At 66.0% G+C, this 19,744-nt stretch carries 18 protein-coding genes; 9 read left to right on the forward strand and 9 right to left on the reverse strand.

Going from position 1 to position 19,744, the window contains the following annotated elements:
* The first annotated feature begins 4 nt into the window (after positions 1-4).
* From ISF28_RS12595 to ISF28_RS12610, 4 genes are read left to right on the forward strand one after another with little or no spacing between them, the layout of a single operon-like run.
* Positions 5-871 carry a formate dehydrogenase accessory sulfurtransferase FdhD gene (locus tag ISF28_RS12595; RefSeq protein ID WP_198117530.1) on the forward strand — a complete coding sequence of 289 codons (867 nt, stop codon included), beginning with the start codon at positions 5-7 and terminating at the stop codon, positions 869-871.
* Positions 868-1,578: an ABC transporter permease gene (locus ISF28_RS12600; RefSeq protein ID WP_198117531.1), complete on the forward strand. Its 711-nt coding sequence runs from the start codon at positions 868-870 to the stop codon at positions 1,576-1,578. Before ISF28_RS12595 ends, ISF28_RS12600 begins: the two co-directional genes overlap by 4 nt.
* Entirely contained in the window at positions 1,575-2,312 is a 738-nt protein-coding gene (locus tag ISF28_RS12605) for an energy-coupling factor ABC transporter ATP-binding protein (protein WP_198117532.1), read from the forward strand. Before ISF28_RS12600 ends, ISF28_RS12605 begins: the two co-directional genes overlap by 4 nt.
* Before the next feature lie 17 nt (positions 2,313-2,329).
* Positions 2,330-3,139, forward strand: a complete 810-nt coding sequence (locus ISF28_RS12610) for an ABC transporter substrate-binding protein (protein WP_198117533.1) — start codon at positions 2,330-2,332, stop codon at positions 3,137-3,139.
* Positions 3,140-3,159: 20 nt separating this feature from the next.
* Here ISF28_RS12610 and ISF28_RS12615 read toward each other — a convergent pair whose 3' ends face one another.
* The 7 genes from ISF28_RS12615 to hemF all read right to left on the reverse strand — a co-directional run bounded on the left by ISF28_RS12615 (position 3,160) and on the right by hemF (position 9,511).
* Positions 3,160-4,263 (reverse strand): glycosyltransferase family 9 protein, encoded by a 1,104-nt coding sequence (locus ISF28_RS12615; protein ID WP_198117534.1) that lies wholly within the window; start codon positions 4,261-4,263, stop codon positions 3,160-3,162.
* A 301-nt stretch (positions 4,264-4,564) separates the two neighbouring features.
* Complete coding sequence (gene rng / locus ISF28_RS12620) at positions 4,565-6,040, reverse strand: ribonuclease G (protein ID WP_198117535.1); 1,476 nt, start codon at positions 6,038-6,040, stop codon at positions 4,565-4,567.
* Positions 6,041-6,116: 76 nt separating this feature from the next.
* Positions 6,117-6,737: a Maf family protein gene (locus ISF28_RS12625; protein ID WP_198117536.1), complete on the reverse strand. Its 621-nt coding sequence runs from the start codon at positions 6,735-6,737 to the stop codon at positions 6,117-6,119.
* 4 nt (positions 6,738-6,741) lie between these two features.
* The gene (rlmH, locus tag ISF28_RS12630; protein ID WP_198117537.1) at positions 6,742-7,212 is read right to left on the reverse strand and encodes a 23S rRNA (pseudouridine(1915)-N(3))-methyltransferase RlmH; all 471 of its coding nucleotides are present in this window, start codon (positions 7,210-7,212) and stop codon (positions 6,742-6,744) included.
* 6 nt (positions 7,213-7,218) lie between these two features.
* Positions 7,219-7,920, reverse strand: coding sequence for a ribosome silencing factor (gene rsfS, locus ISF28_RS12635; RefSeq protein ID WP_198117538.1), 702 nt, complete (start codon positions 7,918-7,920; stop codon positions 7,219-7,221).
* Positions 7,920-8,603, reverse strand: a complete 684-nt coding sequence (locus ISF28_RS12640; RefSeq protein WP_370663427.1) for a nicotinate-nucleotide adenylyltransferase — start codon at positions 8,601-8,603, stop codon at positions 7,920-7,922. Before ISF28_RS12640 ends, rsfS begins: the two co-directional genes overlap by 1 nt.
* Entirely contained in the window at positions 8,600-9,511 is a 912-nt protein-coding gene (hemF, locus tag ISF28_RS12645) for an oxygen-dependent coproporphyrinogen oxidase (protein ID WP_198117539.1), read from the reverse strand. The genes ISF28_RS12640 and hemF overlap by 4 nt, the downstream gene beginning before the upstream one ends.
* A 677-nt stretch (positions 9,512-10,188) precedes the next feature.
* On the opposite strand from hemF, the gene ISF28_RS12650 reads away from it, so the two are divergent.
* From ISF28_RS12650 to ISF28_RS12670, 5 genes are all read left to right on the forward strand, one after another.
* A complete protein-coding gene (locus ISF28_RS12650; RefSeq protein ID WP_198117540.1) occupies positions 10,189-12,549 on the forward strand; it encodes a WD40/YVTN/BNR-like repeat-containing protein in 2,361 nt (786 codons plus the stop codon).
* A 33-nt stretch (positions 12,550-12,582) separates the two neighbouring features.
* A complete protein-coding gene (locus ISF28_RS12655; protein ID WP_198117541.1) occupies positions 12,583-13,170 on the forward strand; it encodes a PEP-CTERM sorting domain-containing protein in 588 nt (195 codons plus the stop codon).
* Positions 13,171-13,722: 552 nt separating this feature from the next.
* A complete protein-coding gene (locus ISF28_RS12660; protein WP_198117542.1) occupies positions 13,723-16,083 on the forward strand; it encodes a sialidase family protein in 2,361 nt (786 codons plus the stop codon).
* Between the two features lie 60 nt (positions 16,084-16,143).
* Complete coding sequence (locus ISF28_RS12665; protein ID WP_198117543.1) at positions 16,144-16,731, forward strand: PEP-CTERM sorting domain-containing protein; 588 nt, start codon at positions 16,144-16,146, stop codon at positions 16,729-16,731.
* Positions 16,732-16,813: 82 nt separating this feature from the next.
* Complete coding sequence (locus tag ISF28_RS12670; RefSeq protein ID WP_198117544.1) at positions 16,814-17,605, forward strand: polysaccharide deacetylase family protein; 792 nt, start codon at positions 16,814-16,816, stop codon at positions 17,603-17,605.
* Positions 17,606-17,696: 91 nt separating this feature from the next.
* Here ISF28_RS12670 and purD read toward each other — a convergent pair whose 3' ends face one another.
* Both purD and ISF28_RS12680 read right to left on the reverse strand, forming a co-directional pair.
* Positions 17,697-18,968 carry a phosphoribosylamine--glycine ligase gene (gene purD / locus ISF28_RS12675; RefSeq protein WP_198117545.1) on the reverse strand — a complete coding sequence of 424 codons (1,272 nt, stop codon included), beginning with the start codon at positions 18,966-18,968 and terminating at the stop codon, positions 17,697-17,699.
* 10 nt (positions 18,969-18,978) lie between these two features.
* Entirely contained in the window at positions 18,979-19,704 is a 726-nt protein-coding gene (locus tag ISF28_RS12680; protein WP_198117546.1) for a YebC/PmpR family DNA-binding transcriptional regulator, read from the reverse strand.
* Positions 19,705-19,744: the final 40 nt, after the last annotated feature.

Raw genomic sequence — 19,744 nt, forward strand, 5'->3', positions numbered from 1 at the left:
GCGCATGACCTCTACTTATCGTCCCCAGCTGTCCCACGCCAGCGCCGGCCTCACGCATCCCGTGACGGGCATCGACGAGCGTGGACGCCGCGCGACCCTGCACATCCCGGCCGAGCGCCCGCTGACGGTCTATGTCGACAAGCGCGAGCTCGTCACGTTGATGACCCTGGGCGCGGCGCCGGAAGCGCTGACCCTCGGCTATCTGCGCAACCAGCGCCTCGTGCGTTCGCTGGAGGACATCGTGTCCGTGCAGGTCGACTGGTCCGTGGACGCCGTGGCCGTCGTCACGCGTGGCGGCATTGCCGACGTCGAGGCGCGCACCGCGAAGAAGGTCGTCACGACGGGCTGCGGCCAGGGCTCCGTGTTCGGCGGGCTGATGGACGAGGTCGACCGCATCGCGCTCCCGCCCGACGCGACCTTGCGCCAGTCCGTCGTGCATCGCATCGTCGAGACCGTGCGCACCCAGCAATCCGTGTACAAGCAGGCCGGCTCCGTGCACGGCTGCGCGCTGTTCACGAACGCGGGCGAACTGCTGTGGTTCATCGAGGACGTGGGCCGCCACAACGCCGTCGACGCCATCGCGGGCCTGATGTGGCTCGAACGGATGGAGGGCGCCGACAAGGTGTTCTATACGACCGGGCGCCTGACGTCCGAGATGGTGATCAAGGGCGCGCAGATGGGCATCCCGTTCCTGCTGTCGCGCTCCGGCACGACGCAGATGGGGCATGCGGTGGCGGAGCAGGTCGGCATGGCGCTGCTGGCGCGCTGCAGCGGCCACCACTTCCTGCTGCTGTCCGGCGAACGGCGCCTCGTGTTCGAGCCGGACTGGCTCGCCGCGCTGGAGACGGCGCGCACGTTGCGCACGGCATGAGCGACATCGCGGATGCCGTCGCACGGGCCTTCGCGCTGCTGTTCAGGGGCGATCCCGATTTGTGGCGCATCGTCTGGGTCTCGCTCGAGACGACCATCGTCGGTCTCCTGCTGGCCACGCCGCCCGCGATCCTGATCGGCTACGTCGTCGCCATGCGCAAGTTCCGCGGGCGGCGCATCGTCATCTGGCTGGCGCAGGCGGCGCTGTCGCTGCCGACCGTCCTGATCGGCCTCCTGCTGTACCTGCTGCTGTCGCGCCACGGGCCGCTCGGCGGCCTGCAATGGCTGTTCTCGCGGCCCGGCATGGTGTTCGGCCAGTGCATCGTCGCGCTGCCCGTGCTGCTTGCCTTTACGCTGGCGGCCGTGCAGGGGCTCGATCCGCGCTATGCCGAAACCGCGATCGCCCTGGGCGCGTCGCCCATGCAGGTGATGGTGCGCGTGCTGCACGAGGCGCGCTTCGGCGTGATGGCGGCCGTGCTGTCCGGCTTCGGCCGCGTGATCTCCGAGGTCGGCTGCGCGCTGATGGTGGGCGGGAACATCGAGGGCGAGACGCGCACGATCACGACGGCCATCGCGCTGGAGACGAGCAAGGGCGAGTTCGCGCAGGGCATCGCGCTCGGCATCGTGCTGGTGTCGATCGCGCTGCTGATGAACGGCGCGCTGATGCTGCTGCAGGGCGACGCCCACACGGTCCGGGAGCGCGCATGACCACCGGCATCGACGCGCGGATCGCGGCGGCCGTGCACGAGAGCGCCGGCGTGCATGTGCCCCGGCACGACGAACGCCGCAAGTCGCTGCTGGGCGTGCGCGGCCTGCGCAAGCGCCACGGCGAGCGCACGCTGTTCGACATCGACGTGCTCGAGATCGCGACGCATGGCGCCTACGTGCTGACGGGGATGAACGGCGCCGGCAAGAGCACCTTGCTGCGCGTGCTGGGCGGCCTGGAACGGGCCGAGATCGACAGCCTGCGCTTCGCCGGCGAGGCGGTGCCGCGCGCGCACCCGTACCCGCGCGCGCTGCGCCGGGCCATCGTCTACGTGCACCAGCATCCGATCCTGTTCTCGACGAGCGTCGCCGACAACGTCGGCTACGGCCTCGTCGTGCGCGGCGAGCCGCCCGCAGTCGTGCGTCCTCTCGTCGAGGCCGCGATGGCCTGGGCCGGCGTGACGCACCTGCGCGACACGGATCCCACCCGGCTGTCGGGCGGCGAAAAACAGCGCGTGGCGCTGGCCCGCGCGAAAGTCCTGCAACCGCGCCTGCTGCTGCTGGACGAACCGACCGCGAACCTCGACGGCGCCGCGCGCGAACAGGTCATCGCGCTGATTCCGACGATGGTCGAGGCGGGCAGCAGCATCGTCATCGCCTGCCACGACCGCGACCTGATCAACCTGCCCGGTGTGCAGCGGCTCAAGCTGCGCGACGGGCATCTCGAATACCGCTGACACGACAAGGAGACCCCATGCAACGCCGTTCCATCCTCGCCTTCATCGCCTGCCTGGCCGTCGCGACGCCGTTCGCGCAGGCGCAGTCCGCCAAGGTGCTGCGCCTGTCGACCACCACCAGCACCGAGAACTCGGGCCTCCTGAAATACCTGCTGCCCGCGTTCGAGGCCAAGACGGGCATCAAGGTCGACGTGATCGCCGTCGGCACCGGCAAAGCGCTGGAGCTGGGTAAGAACGGCGACGTCGACGTCGCGCTCGTCCACGCGCGCAAGCTGGAAGACAAGTTCGTGGCCGCGGGCTGGGGCATCGACCGCCACGACGTGATGTACAACGACTTCATCGTCGCCGGGCCCGCGAGCGACCCGGCGGGCGTGAAGGGCAGCCACGACGTCATCGCGGCCTTCAAGAAGATCGCGGCCGCGGACGTGAAGTTCATCTCGCGCGGCGACAATTCCGGCACGGACGTGATGGAGAAGGCCTACTGGCAGCAGGCCGGCACGAAACCGGCCGGCAGCAACTACGTCTCGGCCGGCCGCGGCATGGGCGAGGTGCTGAACATGGCGGCGGAGCTGAACGCCTACACCTTGACGGACCGCGCGACATACGGCGCGTACAAGGCCAAGACGGGATTGGCCATCCTCGTCGAGGGCGACAAGCGCATGTTCAATCCGTACGGGATCATCGCCGTCAATCCGGCGAAGCACAAGGGCATCAATTACCAGGGGGCGACGGCGCTGATCCGGTGGATCACGTCGCCGGAGGGGCAGGCGAAGATTGCCTCGTTCAAGCCGGCGGGGGAACAGTTATTTTTCCCGGACGCGAAATAACGGACGGCCATGCGGCGATATCACGCCAACGCGTGCATGACGGCATCCACCGGAATCGCCTTGACCCAATCCCGGCGCTGATCCGCCGTGATGACGGTGCTGTTGGCCTTGTCGACCGGCGCCCATTCCGGCGTCTTCTGGCGCATCAGGGCGACGACCGGCACGCCGACGGCGTTCGCCAGGTGCATCACGGCCGTTTCCACCGACACGATCAGGTCGCATTCGGCCAGCATCGCCGGCAATTGGAAAAAGTTTTCGTTGGCGCTGAACAGTTCCGTGCGGTCGAGCTGGCGGCGGGTCAGCATGGCCTTCACGTTGTCCACTTCCTGCGGCACCGCGTTGACGACGAAGCAGGCGTCGCGCCATTCCGGCTGGGCGCGCATCGTTTCGATCAGCTCGGCCACGCGCTCGACGGGCCAGCAGCGCTTGCGCGTCTTGGCGAACGGATTGATGAATACGAGCTTGCCCTGGCGGCGGTCGAAGCCCCAGTCGTGCAGGCGGGCCTTGGCGCCGAGGACGAATTGCTCGGGGATGTGCACGAACGGAATGCGCTCGGCCGGCGGGATCTCGACGGCGGCCAGCTGGCGGAACCATGCCGCGTGCACGTCGCTGATGTGCGGCGCGCTCGCGCGGTCGGCCACGTCCGGGTCGAGGCTGGCGTCCAGCTTGCGGTAGCTGAACCAGTGGAGCAGGCCCGGCAGGCCATGCGGCTTCTTCAGGCCGAACACGAAGCCGTCCGGGCTGATCTCGCGCGCGAGGTCGGCATAGAAATGGGGACGCAGGGTGCACAGCGAGACGACGATGGGGTAGTGTTCCCGCTGGGCTTCCTGGATGGACGCGCGGAACAGTTCGGGCGAGTAATTCTGCCGGTAGACCTTGTCGATGAAATCGCAGGCGTCGAGCCAGTCGTACAGGACGTTCTTTTTCAGGTGCGGCCACTGCGACGCGTCGCTCGTGCGCCGGACCTCGTCCACCCACAGATGCAGCTTCAGGTGCGGATAGGCGCGCGCGAACGCCTGGAAGCAGTTCTGCAAATAGGTGTAGTCGCCCAACGCCAGGTGGGCGATGAACAGGATCTTGTCCGATTTCTTCAGCAGATCGGAAGGAATGAGAGGTACGTTCATTGTCTCTTACGGGTCGCCTGCCAGTTGTTGTCCGACGCCGCCAGCGGAGGTTCAGGGTCTGCGATCAGCAGCGCTAACCGGTCGGCTGGCCGTGCATCTGCGTGGTGGATGCACACTACCGCCAACTCTCGAAATCTTCAACAAATTGTCTCGAATTGTAGTCCAAACCGGGACATTGCGTTGCCCCCGGCAATATTTTTAGACGCATTGTCCTGTGTGAGCAACATGAACTGAACAGGATGACAAATGCTTGTCTTTTAGACCGCGAAACTGGCGTATAAATTTCACATCCTCGGCCTGTTTACATCAGGATGACGTCGTACTGCTCCTGATGATAGCCCCGCTCGACCTGCAGCGAGATCTTTTTGCCGATGAAGTCGCCCAGCATGGCCAGGTGCTGCGATTCTTCCTCGAGGAACAGGTCGACCACTTCCTGAGAGGCAACGATGCGGAATTCGCGCGGGTTGAACTGCTTGGCTTCGCGCAGCAGTTCGCGCAGGATTTCGTAGCAGATCGTCCGGCTCGTCTTGACCTGGCCGCGGCCGGCGCAGGCGGGGCAGGGCTCGCACAGGATGTGGGCCAGCGATTCGCGCGTGCGCTTGCGGGTCATTTCGACCAGCCCCAGCGCCGAGAACGCGCTCACGGATACTTTCGTGCGGTCGCGCGACAGCGTCTTCTTGAGCTCCGCGAGCACGGCGTTGCGGTGCTCGTTGTTCTCCATGTCGATGAAGTCGAGGATGATGATACCGCCCAGGTTGCGCAGCCGCAGCTGGCGTGCGATGGCGTGCGCGGCTTCCAGGTTCGTCTTGAAGATCGTGTCGGCGAAATTGCGTCCGCCGACGAAGCCGCCGGTGTTCACGTCGATCGTCGTCATCGCCTCGGTCTGGTCGACGATCAGGTAGCCGCCCGACTTCAGGTCCACGCGCCGGCCCAGCGCGCGCAGGATTTCTTCCTCGACGCCGTACAGGTCGAACAGCGGCCGTTCGCCCGTGTAGTGCTGCAGGCGCGACAGCACGCTGGGCGTGTACACCTGGGCGAATTCGACGAGCTTCAGGTAGTTCTCGCGCGAGTCGACGAGGATCGCGGCCGTCTCGTCGTGGACGAAGTCGCGCAGCACGCGCTGGGCCAGGCTCAGGTCCTGGTACAGCAGGCTCGTCGCGGGACGGGTGCGCGCGCCCTTCGTGATGGCGCCCCACGTCTTGCGCAGGTAGTCGATGTCGGCGGCGAGGTCGGCGTCGGACGCTTCCTCGGCCTGGGTGCGCACGATGTAGCCGCCGTTCTCGTCCGGCGGCAGCAGGCTCGCGAGGCGCGCGCGCAGGGCTTCGCGTTCGGATTCCTTCTCGATCTTCTGCGAGATGCCGATGTGCTTGTCCTGCGGGAGATAGACGAGCATGCGGCCCGCGATCGAGATCTGCGTGGACAGGCGCGCGCCCTTGGTGCCGATCGGGTCCTTGATCACTTGCACCGTCAGCACCTGGCCGTCGAACAGGATTTTTTCGATGGGCGTCGGCGGCGCGCTGCTCGCGCCGTTGGCGCCGTCGTGCGGGCGCGCTTCCCAGATGTCGGCCACGTGCAGGAAGGCGGCCCGTTCCAGGCCGATGTCGATGAAGGCCGACTGCATGCCCGGCAACACGCGCACGACCTTGCCGAGATAGACATTGCCCGCGAGGCCGCGGGTGAGCGTGCGCTCGATGTGCAGCTCCTGTACGGCACCCTGTACCACCAGCGCGACGCGTGTTTCTTGCGGGTTGATATTGATCAGGATGTCTTCAGTCATGAGCCCGGGCCGTGTTTTATTGTTCAGAGTCACATCATACACGGTGGACGCGTGGCCGGATGTGCGGGTTAGGGCATCACAAGATGGAGAGCCCCGCCTTCTGCAGCAGCTGCGCCGTCTCGAATACGGGCAATCCCATGATGCCGGAATGGCTGCCCTCGATATGCTCGATGAACAAGGCGGCGAGGCCCTGGATGCCGTAGGCGCCGGCCTTGTCGTAGGGTTCGGGCGTGGCGCAATACGCCTGGATCGCGGCCGGGGTCAGCTTCGCGAACCGGACGTCCGACACCTGCGTCACCTGTTCGAACACGTCCGTGTAGTGCAGGGCGACCGACGTCAGCACCTGGTGCGTGCGGCCCGACAGTCGCTCCAGCATCGCGATGGCCTCGTGGCGGTCGGCCGGCTTGCCGAGGATCTCGCCGTCGATGGTGACGGTCGTGTCGGCCGACAGCACGGGACGCAGCGGCATGCGGCGCAGGTGCAGCACGTTCCATGCGAACGCGCCTTTTTCGCGCGCGACGCGGGCCACGTAGTCCAGCGCGGGCTCGCCCGCGAACGTGTCTTCGCTGACGTCGATGCCCCGTGCCGGGTCGGCGCGCAGGCTGAGGATCTCGAAGTCGATGCCGACCTGGCGCAGCAGTTCGCGCCGGCGCGGGCTCTTCGAAGCGAGGTAGATTTTCTTGTCGGGCTGTTTCATCGGCTCATACCCGATGGTAGGGGTGGTTTTGGGTAATCGACCAGGCACGATATAACTGTTCCGCCAGCATCACGCGCACGATACCATGCGGCAGCGTCATGCTCGAGATGCGGATCAGGCCATCGGCCCGCGCCTTGAGTTCCGGGTCGAGACCGTCGGCGCCTCCGATCAGGAACGCCACGTCGCGCCCGTCCTGCTGCCACGCTTCCAACTGCTGCGACAGGCCGACGCTGGTCAGGTCGCGGCCGCGCTCGTCGAGGGCGATGATGCGCACGCCCTTCGGCAGCACGGCCTCGATGCGCTCGCGCTCCAGGGCCATCGCGGTGGCCGCCGTCTTGCTGCCGGACCGTTCGACCGGCTTGATTTCCTTGAGCACGATGCGCAGCTCGGGCGGCATGCGCTTGGCGTACTCCGCGAAGCCGGTCTCGATCCAGGCCGGCATCTTGTGGCCGACGGCGGCGATGAGCAACTGCATCGCCGCTTATTCGTCGGCTTTTTTGATGCGGCGGATGACTTTCTTGGCCGGCGCTTCGCCTTCGGCCGCGGCCTTGGTCGCACGCTTGGGAGCGGCAGCGTTGGCGGCTTTCGCGGCTTTCGCGGCCTTCGCCTCGGCGGCGGCGGCCTTCGGCACGGCGACCTTCACGGTGGCGCCGGTCGGGATCTTTTTCGCGGCGGCCTTGCGCGCGGGCTTGGCTGCGCCATCGGCGGCCGCGGATTTCTTCGCGGCGGGCTTGCGCTCGCGCACCGGCTTCGCGTCTTCCTGTTCCTGGTTGGCGGCCAGGTGCTTCGACTTGGATTTCGGCGCTGCCGCTTCCAGGCCTTCGGCCGTCGACTTGCGCTTGGCGGCGCCCAGTTTCACGGGCTTGTCGCCCCAGATTTCTTCCAGACGGTAGTACTGGCGGATGGCCGGCTGCATGATGTGCACGATCATGTCGCCCAGGTCGACGAGGACCCATTCGCCCGTCTCTTCGCCTTCCAGCCCGACCACGTCGCCGCCTGCTTCCTTGACCTTGTCGCGCACCGAGGCGGCCAGCGCCTTGGTCTGGCGATTCGACGTGCCCGACACGACCGCGATGCGGTCGAACAGGCTGGTCAGGTGCGTCGTGTCGAACAGGACGATTTCCTGGCCCTTGACGTCTTCGAGGGCGTCGACGACGACTGTTTGCAGTTTCTTGATATCCATTAGTTTTTGTACAAGTTATGTTGTTGAATATAGTCTAGCACTTGCGGCGCAACGAGCGCGCCTAGGTCCGATACCTGGCCGGTACGAGACGCCGCGTGCAATGCCTCGCGCACCTGGGTGGCCGACACGTCGACGGCCAGCGTGTGCGCCAGGCAGACCTTGCCCGCCGGGCTGGCGCGCACGTCCTCGAACGACGCGCGCCGGTGCGCCAGTTCCGCCGCCACGGCGGGCGGCAGCGCGGCATCGTCGAGCCGGTAGCCCGGACGGGCGGCGACGCCGAAATTGGCCAGCGCGAACAGGTCGTGCCAGTCGCGCCAGGTGTCCAGTTTTTGCAGCTGGTCCGCGCCCATCACGAACACGATGGAGGCGTCCGGGCCGACTTCGGCGCGTACGTCGCGCAGCGTCTCGACCGTGTACGTCGCGCCGTGGCGGTCGATTTCGCGGGTATCGATCGTCACGGGCACGCCGCTGCCCGCGAACGCCAGTTCCAGCATCGCCACGCGGTCGGCATCGTCCGCTTCCAGGCCGTTCGCTTTCTGCCACGGCCGGCCGGCCGGCAGCACGCGCAGCTCGTCCGGATGGAGCTGGCGCGCAAACAATTCGGCCAGCGCGACGTGGCCATGATGTGGCGGGTCGAAACTGCCTCCCAGCAAAGCGACGCAGGAGGAAATGCGGCGCGTCACGGGGCGAGCCAATCCCGGTGGGGAAGGAAGTCGGAATACAGTTTTGCTTCCGGGCTGCCCGGTTCCGGATGCCAGTCGTAGCGCCACTTGGCGAGCGGCGGCATCGACATCAGGATCGCCTCCGTCCGGCCGCCCGACTGCAGGCCGAACAGCGTGCCGCGGTCCCACACGAGGTTGAACTCGACGTAGCGCCCGCGCCGGTACGCCTGGAAATCGCGTTCGCGTTCGCCGTAGGGCTGGTCCTTGCGGCGCCGCAGGATCGGCAGGTAGGCGTCGAGGAAGCCGTTGCCGACGCTCTGCACCAGCGCGTAAGACCGGTCGAACCCCAGTTCGTTGAAATCGTCGAAGAAGATGCCGCCGACGCCGCGCGCTTCCTTGCGGTGCTTTACATAGAAATAATCGTCGCACCAGCGCTTGAAGCGTGGATGCAGGTCGTCCCCGAAAGGTGCCAGCGCGTCGCGGCAGACCTGGTGGAAGTGGCGGGCGTCGCCCTCGTCGCCATAATACGGCGTGAGGTCCATGCCGCCGCCGAACCACCAGACGGGGTCTTTTCCTTCGGCCGTCGCTTCGAAAAACCGCACGTTCATGTGCACGGTGGGCGCATACGGATTGTGCGGGTGCAGCACGAGCGACACGCCCATCGCTTCCCATGCCCGTCCGGCCAGTTCCGGCCGCGCGGCCATCGCCGACGGCGGCAGGCTGGCGCCGCGCACGTGCGAGAAATTCACGCCGCCCCGTTCGATCACATTGCCTTCCTCGACGAGGCGCGAGACGCCACCCCCACCTTCGGCCCGCTCCCACGTATCGCGCAGGAAGGCCTTGCCGTCGACGTCTTCCAGCGCCTGCACGATGCGCGCCTGCAGGTCGAGCAGCCAGGCCTTGACGGCGGCGGGGTTCGGGGTGCTCATATTGAAACGTGGAAATGTGAGAGAAAAAAAGCGAACGGGGATTGTACACTGATGCGGTGGATCGTGACAGAATCCTGATAACAACATGCAAGTTTCCTTCTGGCATCTTTTCATGCGATCCGTGTGATGACCGGTGCGCGCACTGTCTCATCGCCGCCCGCGTTTTATCAAAATCGGATAAACATCTTCAATTTTCTGCACTTTCCAAGTTTTTCTGGACGGGAATGCAAGCAGTCAATATGTTTTGTCAATACTCTTGATCATAAGCACAACGCTTTCCACCGGCTCCCGGCCGGTCAACGATCCGCGCTCCTCGATGAGCCGGACGCGGAAAAGCGATATAAAAATGATCGGAGATAATATGAAACGCACGACCCCCCACTGGCCTCGGCCTTAGCGCGGCTTCCCGCGCCGGGCAGGTCCGCCTGTCGGTACGCCATGGCGTCCGGCACCGTGACCGACCCGCTCATCTTCCTCTACATCGACACTGATTTTCCGCAGGCGTACGGCATCGTCCGTGCCCCGGACCCGTCACGGCCGCGTTCCGCATGCCGTGCCGGCCCAGCGGAATGGTGCAATGCAAAACGGCGCGCCGGCCGGTCGGGGCGCCGCGCACCGGCGGGCGGCGTGTCCGCCATACCGGCAATCACGACTCATCACTTTCTTGGAGTTAACGCATGAAGAAGCAAACTCTCGCCCTTGCCTGCGTCCTGGCCGGCCTCGTGGCAGCCTGCGGTGGCGGCAGCAGCCCATCGTCGCAGTCGCCTTCCTTTGCCGCGATGACCGGCACCGTGTCCGGCGGCGGCGCGTCCGTCGCGCTGGGCACCCGGTGGCAGAACGTGAAGTTCGGCGGGGGCGGCTACGTCCCGGGCCTGATCTTCCACCCGACCAGCCCGAACGTCCTGTATGCACGCACGGACGTCGGCGGTTCCTATCGCTGGAATGCCGCGACGTCGTCCTGGGTGCCGATTACCGATGGTTTCGGCCCCACCGAGGCGGGTTTCGACGGCGCCGAAAGCATCGCGCTGGACCCGAACGACGACCAGCGCGTCTATATGAGCACGGGTCTGTACGCGTCGGAGACCTCCACCGGCCGCCTGTATATGTCCACCGACCGCGGCAACAGCTGGACGCACGTCGACCTGCCGTTCGGCGTGGGCAGCAACAACCAGGGCCGCGCCATCGGCGAACGCATGATGGTGGACCCGAACGATCCGTCCATCCTGTTCTACGGCTCGCGCACGGCCGGCCTGTGGAAGAGCGCCGACCACGGCCAGACCTGGGCCCAGGTGACGTCGCTGTCGTCGGCCAAGATGACCCAGGCGCAAATCGACAATGGACCGTTCAGCGCCGCGGCCGGCGTCGAAGGCATCATCTTCGACACCAGCACGAACGGCTCCGGCACCGCCACCCAGACTATCTACACGGCCATCGCCCCCGACTACGCCGGCGTGGCGGGCCTGAGCTTCAACCTGTACAAGTCCACCGACGGCGGCGCGACCTGGACCGGCGTGACGACCCCGGTGCAGGGTTCCCACATCCCCCACATGGTGCGGGCGAAGGACGGCGTCATGTACATCACCTTCACGAAGGACATGGGCCCCGGCGCCGGCGGCCCCGGTTCGCTGTACAAGTTCGACGGCAGCAACTGGACGCTGTTGAAGAGCTACGAGACGCAGCAATGGGTGAACTTCGGTATCGGCGGCGTGTCCGTGTACGGCTCGGGCCCGACCACCCGCATCGCGCTGGCGGTGTCGAACAGCTGGGGTAACTGGCAGGGCCAGCCGATCGTCCAGCTGTCCGACGACGACGGTCAGACCTGGCGCGAAATCGAGGCGACGATGCCGCACACCCCGACCGACGTGGACTTCTCCGGCTGGGTGGACGACGTCGAGATCGACCCGAACAACCCGGATCACATCATGCACGTGTTCGGCGGCGGCGTGTGGGAAACGCGTAACGCGTCCGCGGCGACCCCGACCTGGAACCTGGCCGTCACCGGCCTCGAGGAAACCGTCACGCTGGGCCTGACGACGCCGCCCAAGGGCGCATCGTACGCACTGCTGAACAGCTCGGGCGACGTCGGCACGCTCGTCCAGACCGAACTGCTCAAGAAAGCCACCCGCGGCCCGCGCGGTTTCTTCAGCAATGGCCACAGCACGGACGTGGCCTGGACCAATTCGGCCTATATCGCGGCGGTCGGCTCCGGCGGCTGGGTCGGGAACAATCCCCGCGGCGCCTACTCGACCGACTCCGGCGTGACTTGGACGGCGTTCGCCGGCAAGCACCCGGACGCGATGGCGAACCAGGGCTCGGAGGATTCCATCGCCGTGACGGCGCCGGGCAAGCTCGTCTGGGCGCCGGCCAACTCGGTGCCGGCCTACTCGACCGATAATGGCGCGACCTGGACGTACACGAACCTGCCGGCGCTGCCCGGCGTGGGCATCAACCGCGGCTACCGCGTCGTCGCCGACCGCAAGAACCCGAACAAGGTCTACGCCTTCAACTCGGGCGGCGCATGGTGGAACCAGTGGTCTGACACGTCGCACTTCTGGTACTCGACGGACGGCGGCCACACGTTCACGGAAAGCGCGGCCTTCAACAAGATCTCGGTCGTCACCGATTACTGGGATTCGTCCGTCGCCGTCAATCCGAACATGGAAGGTGACGTCTGGGTCGCCGACGGCCAGCACATCCTCCACTCGACCGACTCGGGCGTGACCTGGACCAAGCTGGATGCGGCACAGGCGATCTGGGACAAGAACCCGACCTGGCGCGAGCCGGACGTGTACGGCGCCAGCTCCATCGCGCTGGGCCGGGCACCGGCCGGTGCGACGTACTCGTCGTCCGTGTACGTGGTGGGCGTGATCAATAACAAGTGGGGCGTGTACCGCTCGGATAACGGCGGCGCAACGTGGCTGCGCATCAACGACGACCAGCACCAGTACGCCGGCATCAGCCACCTGGCGGCCGACCAGTCCATCCCCGGACGCGTGTATGCCAGCGGCGCGGGCCGTGGCGTCATCTTCAGCTACTGATGACGGCAATATCCATTATTTTCGGAGACTTTCATGAAATTCAAATCCATTCTTGCCGCCGTCGCCCTGATGGCGGCCGGCAGCGCCGGCGCCACCGTCCTGACCTTCGACGGCCTGACCGAGATGATGTACGGCGACGGCTTCGCGCTGGCCGACGGCATGACGTATGACGGCCTGAACCTGACGTATGTGGAGTCCGGCTTCCAGGTGACCCTGAACGCGCCCAATGCGGACGCCGGCGCGGCGCACATCGGCGACGGCACGTTCGATCCGTCCACCTACAACTGGCACGACGGCATGGAAAACGGCGCGGGTTCGTTCGTGACCGTGAGCCGCGTGGGCGGCGGCAAGTTCAACCTGAACAGCTTCGATTACTTCCTGGACACGAGCGACGTGTCGGCGGACGGCACCGTAGTCGGCTCGATCCAGGACTCGGGCACGTGGAGCACGCAGCTCACCGGCATCACGGAACTGCGCCTGAGCTCGGGCGCCTTCAACGAGATCGACAACGTCAACGTCGAAGCGGCCGGTCCGAGCGGTGCCGTGCCGCTGCCCGGTACGTTGGCGTTAATGTTGGGCGGGCTGGCCGCGGGCGGGGTGGCGCGCCGCCGCCGGGGCTGAGTCTTTGCCGGCGGGCCGCGTGCCCGCCAGGTCCCCAAAAGAGAACGGGATCGTGCTCCCATGATGGGCAGCCGATCCCGTTTTTAGTTTCCGCTTGGAAATTGCTAGCACATTCCAGCCGCGCCGTCGGCTGTTTCTGCGTTAAGTCTCTATTAATGCTATGTAAATCTATACAAAATTCTGCACATTTCTAGGTTTTATAGTCGCGAATGCAAGCATTGGATAGTTTTTGCTAATACGCTTGGCCTCAACAAAACGCTTTCCATGCCTGCCGCATCGGAAAGACATAACACGACATCGACCGGAGACCGCCATGCAGCCAACCATCCCCCCCCGCTCACGAGCGTAGCGCCCACCGCGCCACGGCGGCGACGCCATCCATCTTTCTTTCAAGCATTCGTACCTTCCGCACGAACGGACCGGGTTCGGCCGTGCCCGGCGGGCGGTGCATTGCCATAAACGCACGCCGCGCCGGTCGGCGTGCGTCGATCCGAGCGGCGGTTTGTGCGCCGTACCGGCGACCACGATTCATCACTTTTTTGGAGTTCACGCATGAAGAAGCAAACTCTCGCCCTTGCCTGCGCCGTGGCCGGCCTGGTGGCAGCCTGCGGCGGCGGCAGCAGCCCGTCCTCGCAATCGCCGACATTTGCCGCCATGACCGGCAGCGCCTCCGGCGGCGGCGCCTCGGTCGCGATCGGCACCCGCTGGCAGAACGTGAAATACGGCGGCAGCGGCTACGTGCCCGGCCTGGTCTTCCACCCGACCAGCCCCAACGTCCTGTACGCGCGCACCGACATGGGCGGCGTCTACCGCTGGAACGCGGCGACCTCGGCGTGGGTGCCGATCACGGACGGCTTCGGCGTTCGCGAGCAATTCTTCAACGGCGCCGAAAGCATCGGTCTCGATGCGACCGACGACCAGCGCGTGTACCTCGTCACCGGCATGTACGATTGGGATGGCCACAATGGCCGCCTGTACACGTCCACCGACCGCGGCGATCACTGGACGCACGTCGACCTGCCGTTCCGCGTCGGTTCCAACGACTGGGGTCGCGCCATCGGCGAGCGCCTGATGGTCGACCCGAACAAGCCGTCGGTCATGTTCTACGCGTCGCGCGCGGCGGGCCTGTGGAAGAGCGAGGACTACGGCCAGACCTGGAACCAGGTGACGTCGCTGTCGTCGTTCCAGTTCACCGGCGACCAGATCTCGGCCTTGCCGGGACGCAGCGCGGCCGGCATCGAGGGCGTGCTGTACGACACGTCGAGCACGGGCAGCGGCACGGCCACGCAGACCATCTACACGACCGTGGCGCCGGATTACGCGAACGCCGCCGGCCTGAGCTTCAACCTGTACAAGTCGACCGACGGCGGTGCGACCTGGACCGGCGTGCCGACCCCGGTGTCGGGCTACCACATCCCGCACATGGTGCGCGCCAAGGACGGCATGATCTACATGGCGTTCACCCGCGACATGGGCCCGGGCGCCGGCGGTCCGGCTCGCCTGTATAAATTCGACGGCAGCAACTGGACGCTGCTGAAGAGCTACGATACGCAGCAATGGGTGAACTTCGGCATGGGCGGCCTGTCCGTGTCCGGTTCCGGCCCGACCACCCGCATCGCCCTGGGCGTCACGAACTCGTGGGGCAACTGGCAGGGCCAGCCGATCGTCCAGATCTCCGACGACGACGGCCAGACCTGGCGCGAGATCGCGTCGATGACCCCGCACAACTCCGATGAGGGCTTCGACGGCTGGATCGACGACGTCGAGATCGATCCGAACAACCCCGACCACATCCTGCACGTGTACGGCGGCGGCATCTGGGATACGAAGAATGCGTCGGATCCGACGCCGAGCTGGAACCTGGACGTGGTCGGCCTCGAGGAAACGGCCACGCTGGCCCTGGCGACGCCGCCGAAGGGCGCCAACTACCTGCTGCTGCGCAGCTCGGGCGACATCGGCACGCACGTCCAGACCGAACTGCTGAAGAAGCCGACGCGCGGCCCGCTCCACTGGTTCGGCAGCGGCTACAGCGCGGACATGGCCTGGTCGAATCCGGCCTATATGGTCGCGATCGGCCGCCCGCAGTGGGATACCCCGACCCGCGTCGGCGCCTACTCGACCGATTCGGGCGTGACCTGGACGCCGTTTGCGACCAACCACCCGGATGCGCTGACCAACCAGTCCGAGCAGTCCTACGTCGCCGTGACCAAGCCGAACAACGTCATCTGGGCACCGGGCCGTGCACAGCCGGCCTACACGACCGACAACGGCGCGACCTGGACGTACACGAATCTGCCGGCCCTGAAGGACATCGGTTACAGCCGTACCTACCGCATCGTCGCCGACCGCAAGAACCCGAACAAGGTCTACGCCTTCGACTCGGGCGGCGCATGGTGGAACCGCTGGTCGGACACGGCGCACCTCTGGTATTCGACGGACGGCGGCCACACGTTCACCGAGAGCACGACGTTCGTGAGCGCGGGCGCGCAGGTGGCGGAATTCGGCAACTCGTCGATCGCCGTGAATCCGAACGCCGAAGGCGATGTGTGGGTGGTCGACGGTTACAACATCCTGCACTCGACGGACTCGGGCGTGACCTGGAGCAAGCTGAACGTGACCGCGTCGGACTGGGGCAACAATGCCTCCTGGTACTTCCCGGAAGTGTACGGCGCGACCTCCATCGCGCTGGGCAAGGCGCCCGCCGGCGCGACGTACTCGTCGTCGATCTACATCGTGGGCGTGATCAATGGCGTGTGGGGCGTGTACCGCTCGGATAACGGCGGCACGACCTGGACGCGCATCAACAACGACCAGCACCAGTACGCCGGCATCAGCAACCTGGCGGCCGACCAGTCCATCCCCGGACGCGTGTATGCCGCCGGCGCGGGCCGCGGCGTGTTGTTCACCTATTGATGATGGCAAGGCCGGCGCCCCGGGTGGCGCCGGCAGTATCGAATATTTTCGGAGATTCTCATGAAATTCAAATCCATCCTCGCCGCCGTCGCCCTGATGGCGGCCGGCAGCGCCGGCGCCACCGTCCTGACCTTCGACGGCCTGACCGAGATGATGTACGGCGACGGCTTTCCCCTGGCCGACACCATGACGTATGACGGCCTGAACCTGACGTATGTGGAGTCCGGCTTCCAGGTGACCCTGAACGCGCCCAATGCGGACGCCGGCGCGGCGCACATCGGCGACAGTACGTTCGATCCGTCCACCTACAACTGGCACGACGGCATGGAAAACGGTGCGGGTTCGTTCGTGACCGTGAGCCGCGTGGGCGGCGGCAAGTTCAACCTGAACAGCTTCGATTATTTCCTGGACACGAGCGACGTGTCGGCGGACGGCACCGTGGTCGGCTCGATCCAGGACTCGGGCACGTGGAGCACGCAGCTCACCGGCATCACGGAACTGCGCCTGAGCTCGGGCGCCTTCAACGAGATCGACAACGTCAACGTGGAAGCGGCCGGTCCGAGCGGTTCGGTGCCGCTGCCGGGTACGTTGGCGCTGATGGCGGGCGGCCTGGCCGCCGGAAGCCTTGCGCGCCGCCGCCGGGGCTGAGCGTTGCCGGCGGGGCCGCGGCCCCGCCGGGTTGAATCTCAAGCGCAACATGGAGATTTGGCAGATGCGCCGCATGTCCTGTATGTCGTCCCTCGCACTCGTCGTTGCCCTGTCCGGATGCGCCGGTTTCGGGACGACGGCCGATGCCACTCGAGCGGCAGCGCCCGCTCCGGTCACCGCGTCCGCGTCCGGGCCCGCTGCCGGCACCTGTCCGGCCGACAGGCTGGGCACCACCCGTACCCTGACGCTCAAGCGCGAATATGCCGCCTACGGCACCGTGCAGCATGCGCCGCTGCCGCTCGCCAAGGGCGAAGTCGTGCTGACCTTCGACGACGGCCCGCGTCCGGAATCCACGCCCAAGGTGCTGGACGCGCTGGCCGATCAGTGCGTGCGCGCCACCTTCTTCATGGTTGGCCAGAATCTCGCCGCGTACCCGGAGCTGGCGCGCCAGGTAGCGGCCAGGGGGCATGCGACCGCGTCGCACAGCTTCCGGCATCCTCAACTTCCCCAGATGACGCCGGACGCGCAGTTGCAGGACCTCGAGCAAGGCATCCAGGCCTATGTCGCTGCGTTCGGAAGGACACCGCCGGCTTACCGTTTTCCGTTCCTGGGCGAGACGCCCACCATGCTGGACGCGCTGAAGGCGAAGGGCATGACGGTCATGTCGGTCGACCTGGGGATCGACGATTGGGCGCCGAACGACATGAGCGTCGACGCACTGGTGCGCCGCCTGCTGGATAACCTGAAGGCCAAAGGCGGCGGCATCATCCTGATGCATGACGCGAACGGGCCGACGGCGCAGGCGTTGCCCGCCATGCTCAAGGCGCTGAAGGACAACGGTTACAAGGTCGTGCACGTGCGCTGGCAGGACTGAGTACACGCGCACGCGGCGAGCGCGGCCAAACAAAAACGGGACAAGGTCATCGACTTTGTCCCGTTTTTTCATGCTGCGCGGCGCTCAGTCGTCACGCCTGCTTGATCCCGCGCCAGCCGATGTCGCGCCGGTACTGCGCGCCGTTGAAGTGGATCTTCTCGACCGTTTCGTACGCCTGCTTCTGCGCCATCTTGACGCTGTCGCCCAGGCCGACGACGCACAGCACGCGGCCGCCCGACGTCTGCAGGGTGCCGCCGACCAGTTGCGTGCCGGCGTGGAAGGTGATCGATTCCGCCGTGTCCGCCGGGATGCCGTCGATGACGTCGCCTTTGGCGGGCGCGTCCGGATAGCCGGCCGCCGCCATCACGACGCCCACCGCGGTGCGGCGGTCCCATTCCAGTTCCACCTTGTCCAGCGTGCCGCTGCAGGCGTGTTCCAGCACGGTCACGAAGTCGCTCTTCAGGCGCGTCATGATCGGCTGCGTTTCCGGGTCACCCATGCGGCAGTTGAATTCGATAACCTTCGGAACGCCGGCCGCGTCGATCATCAGGCCCGCGTACAGGAAGCCGCTGTACGGGATGCCGTCCTTGGCCATGCCCTGGATGGTCGGGTTGATGATCTCGCGCATCACGCGCGCGTGGATCGACGGCGTGACGACCGGTGCCGGCGAATACGCGCCCATGCCGCCCGTGTTCGGGCCCTGGTCGTGGTCCTTGAGGCGCTTGTGGTCTTGCGACGTGGCCAGGGCCACGACGTTCTTGCCGTCGCACATGACGATGAAGCTGGCTTCCTCGCCGGCCAGGAATTCCTCGATGACGATGCGCGCGCCGGCGTCGCCGAAGCGATTGCCCGACAACATGTCGTCGGCGGCCTGGTGCGCTTCTTCCAGGGTCATGGCGACGACGACGCCCTTACCGGCGGCCAGGCCGTCGGCCTTGATGACGATGGGCGCGCCCTGTTCGTCGATGTAGGCGTGGGCCTGCTGGACGTCGGTGAACGTCTGGTACTGCGCCGTCGGAATGCCGTGGCGGTGCATGAAGGCCTTCGCGAAGTCCTTCGAGCTTTCCAGCTGGGCCGCTTCCTTCGTCGGGCCGAAGACCTTCAGGCCGCGCGCGCGGAACAGGTTGACGATGCCGGCCGCCAGCGGCTGTTCCGGGCCGACGAGGGTCAGGTTGACGTGTTCCGCGACGACGAAATCGGCCAGCGCGGCCGGGTCGGTGATGTCGATGTTGACCAGGCGCGCATCGCGCGCGGTGCCGCCATTGCCCGGTGCGACATAGACCATCTGGATGCGATCGGATTGGGCCAGTTTCCAGGCCATGGCATGTTCACGGCCGCCAGAGCCGACTACCAGGATTTTCATGGATGCTTGATTACTCTTCGATGACTGCGTTCGTATAGATTTCCTGAACGTCGTCCAGGTTTTCCAGCGCGTCGAGCAGTTTCTGCATCTTGAGCGCGTCTTCGCCGGTGAACACCGTTTCCGTGTCCGGCTTCATGATGACTTCGGCGGAATCGGCCTTGAAGCCGGCCTTTTCCAGCGCGTCCTTGACGCCGGCGAAGGCGTTCGGATCGCACAGCACTTCGAAGCCGCCTTCGTCGTCCGCGATCACGTCGTCGGCGCCCGCTTCCAGGGCCGCTTCCATCAGCTTGTCTTCGTCGACGCCCGGCGCGAACAGGAACTGGCCCACGTGCTTGAACATGAACGAGACAGAGCCTTCGGTGCCCATATTGCCGCCGAACTTGCTGAACGCGTGGCGGACTTCGGCCACCGTGCGCACGCGGTTGTCGGTCATGCAGTCGACGATGACGGCGGCGCCGCCGATGCCATAGCCTTCGTAGCGGATTTCTTCGTAGTTGACGCCTTCCAGGCCGCCCGAGCCGCGCTGGACGGCGCGGTTGACGTTATCCTTGGGCATATTGGCGTCGGCCGCCTTTTCGATGGCCAGGCGCAGGCGCGGGTTGGTATTGGCGTCGCCGCCACCCATGCGGGCGGCGACGGTGATTTCCTTGATCAGTCGGGTCCAGATCTTGCCGCGCTTGGCGTCAGTTGCGGCTTTCTTGTGCTTGATGTTGGCCCATTTGCTGTGTCCAGCCATGTCGAGTCTTCCTTAGGCAGAGGACCTCGCTGGATTGCAA

The sequence above is a fragment of the Massilia rhizosphaerae genome (genome assembly GCF_016093545.1).
GTDB lineage: Bacteria > Pseudomonadota > Gammaproteobacteria > Burkholderiales > Burkholderiaceae_D > Telluria > Telluria rhizosphaerae.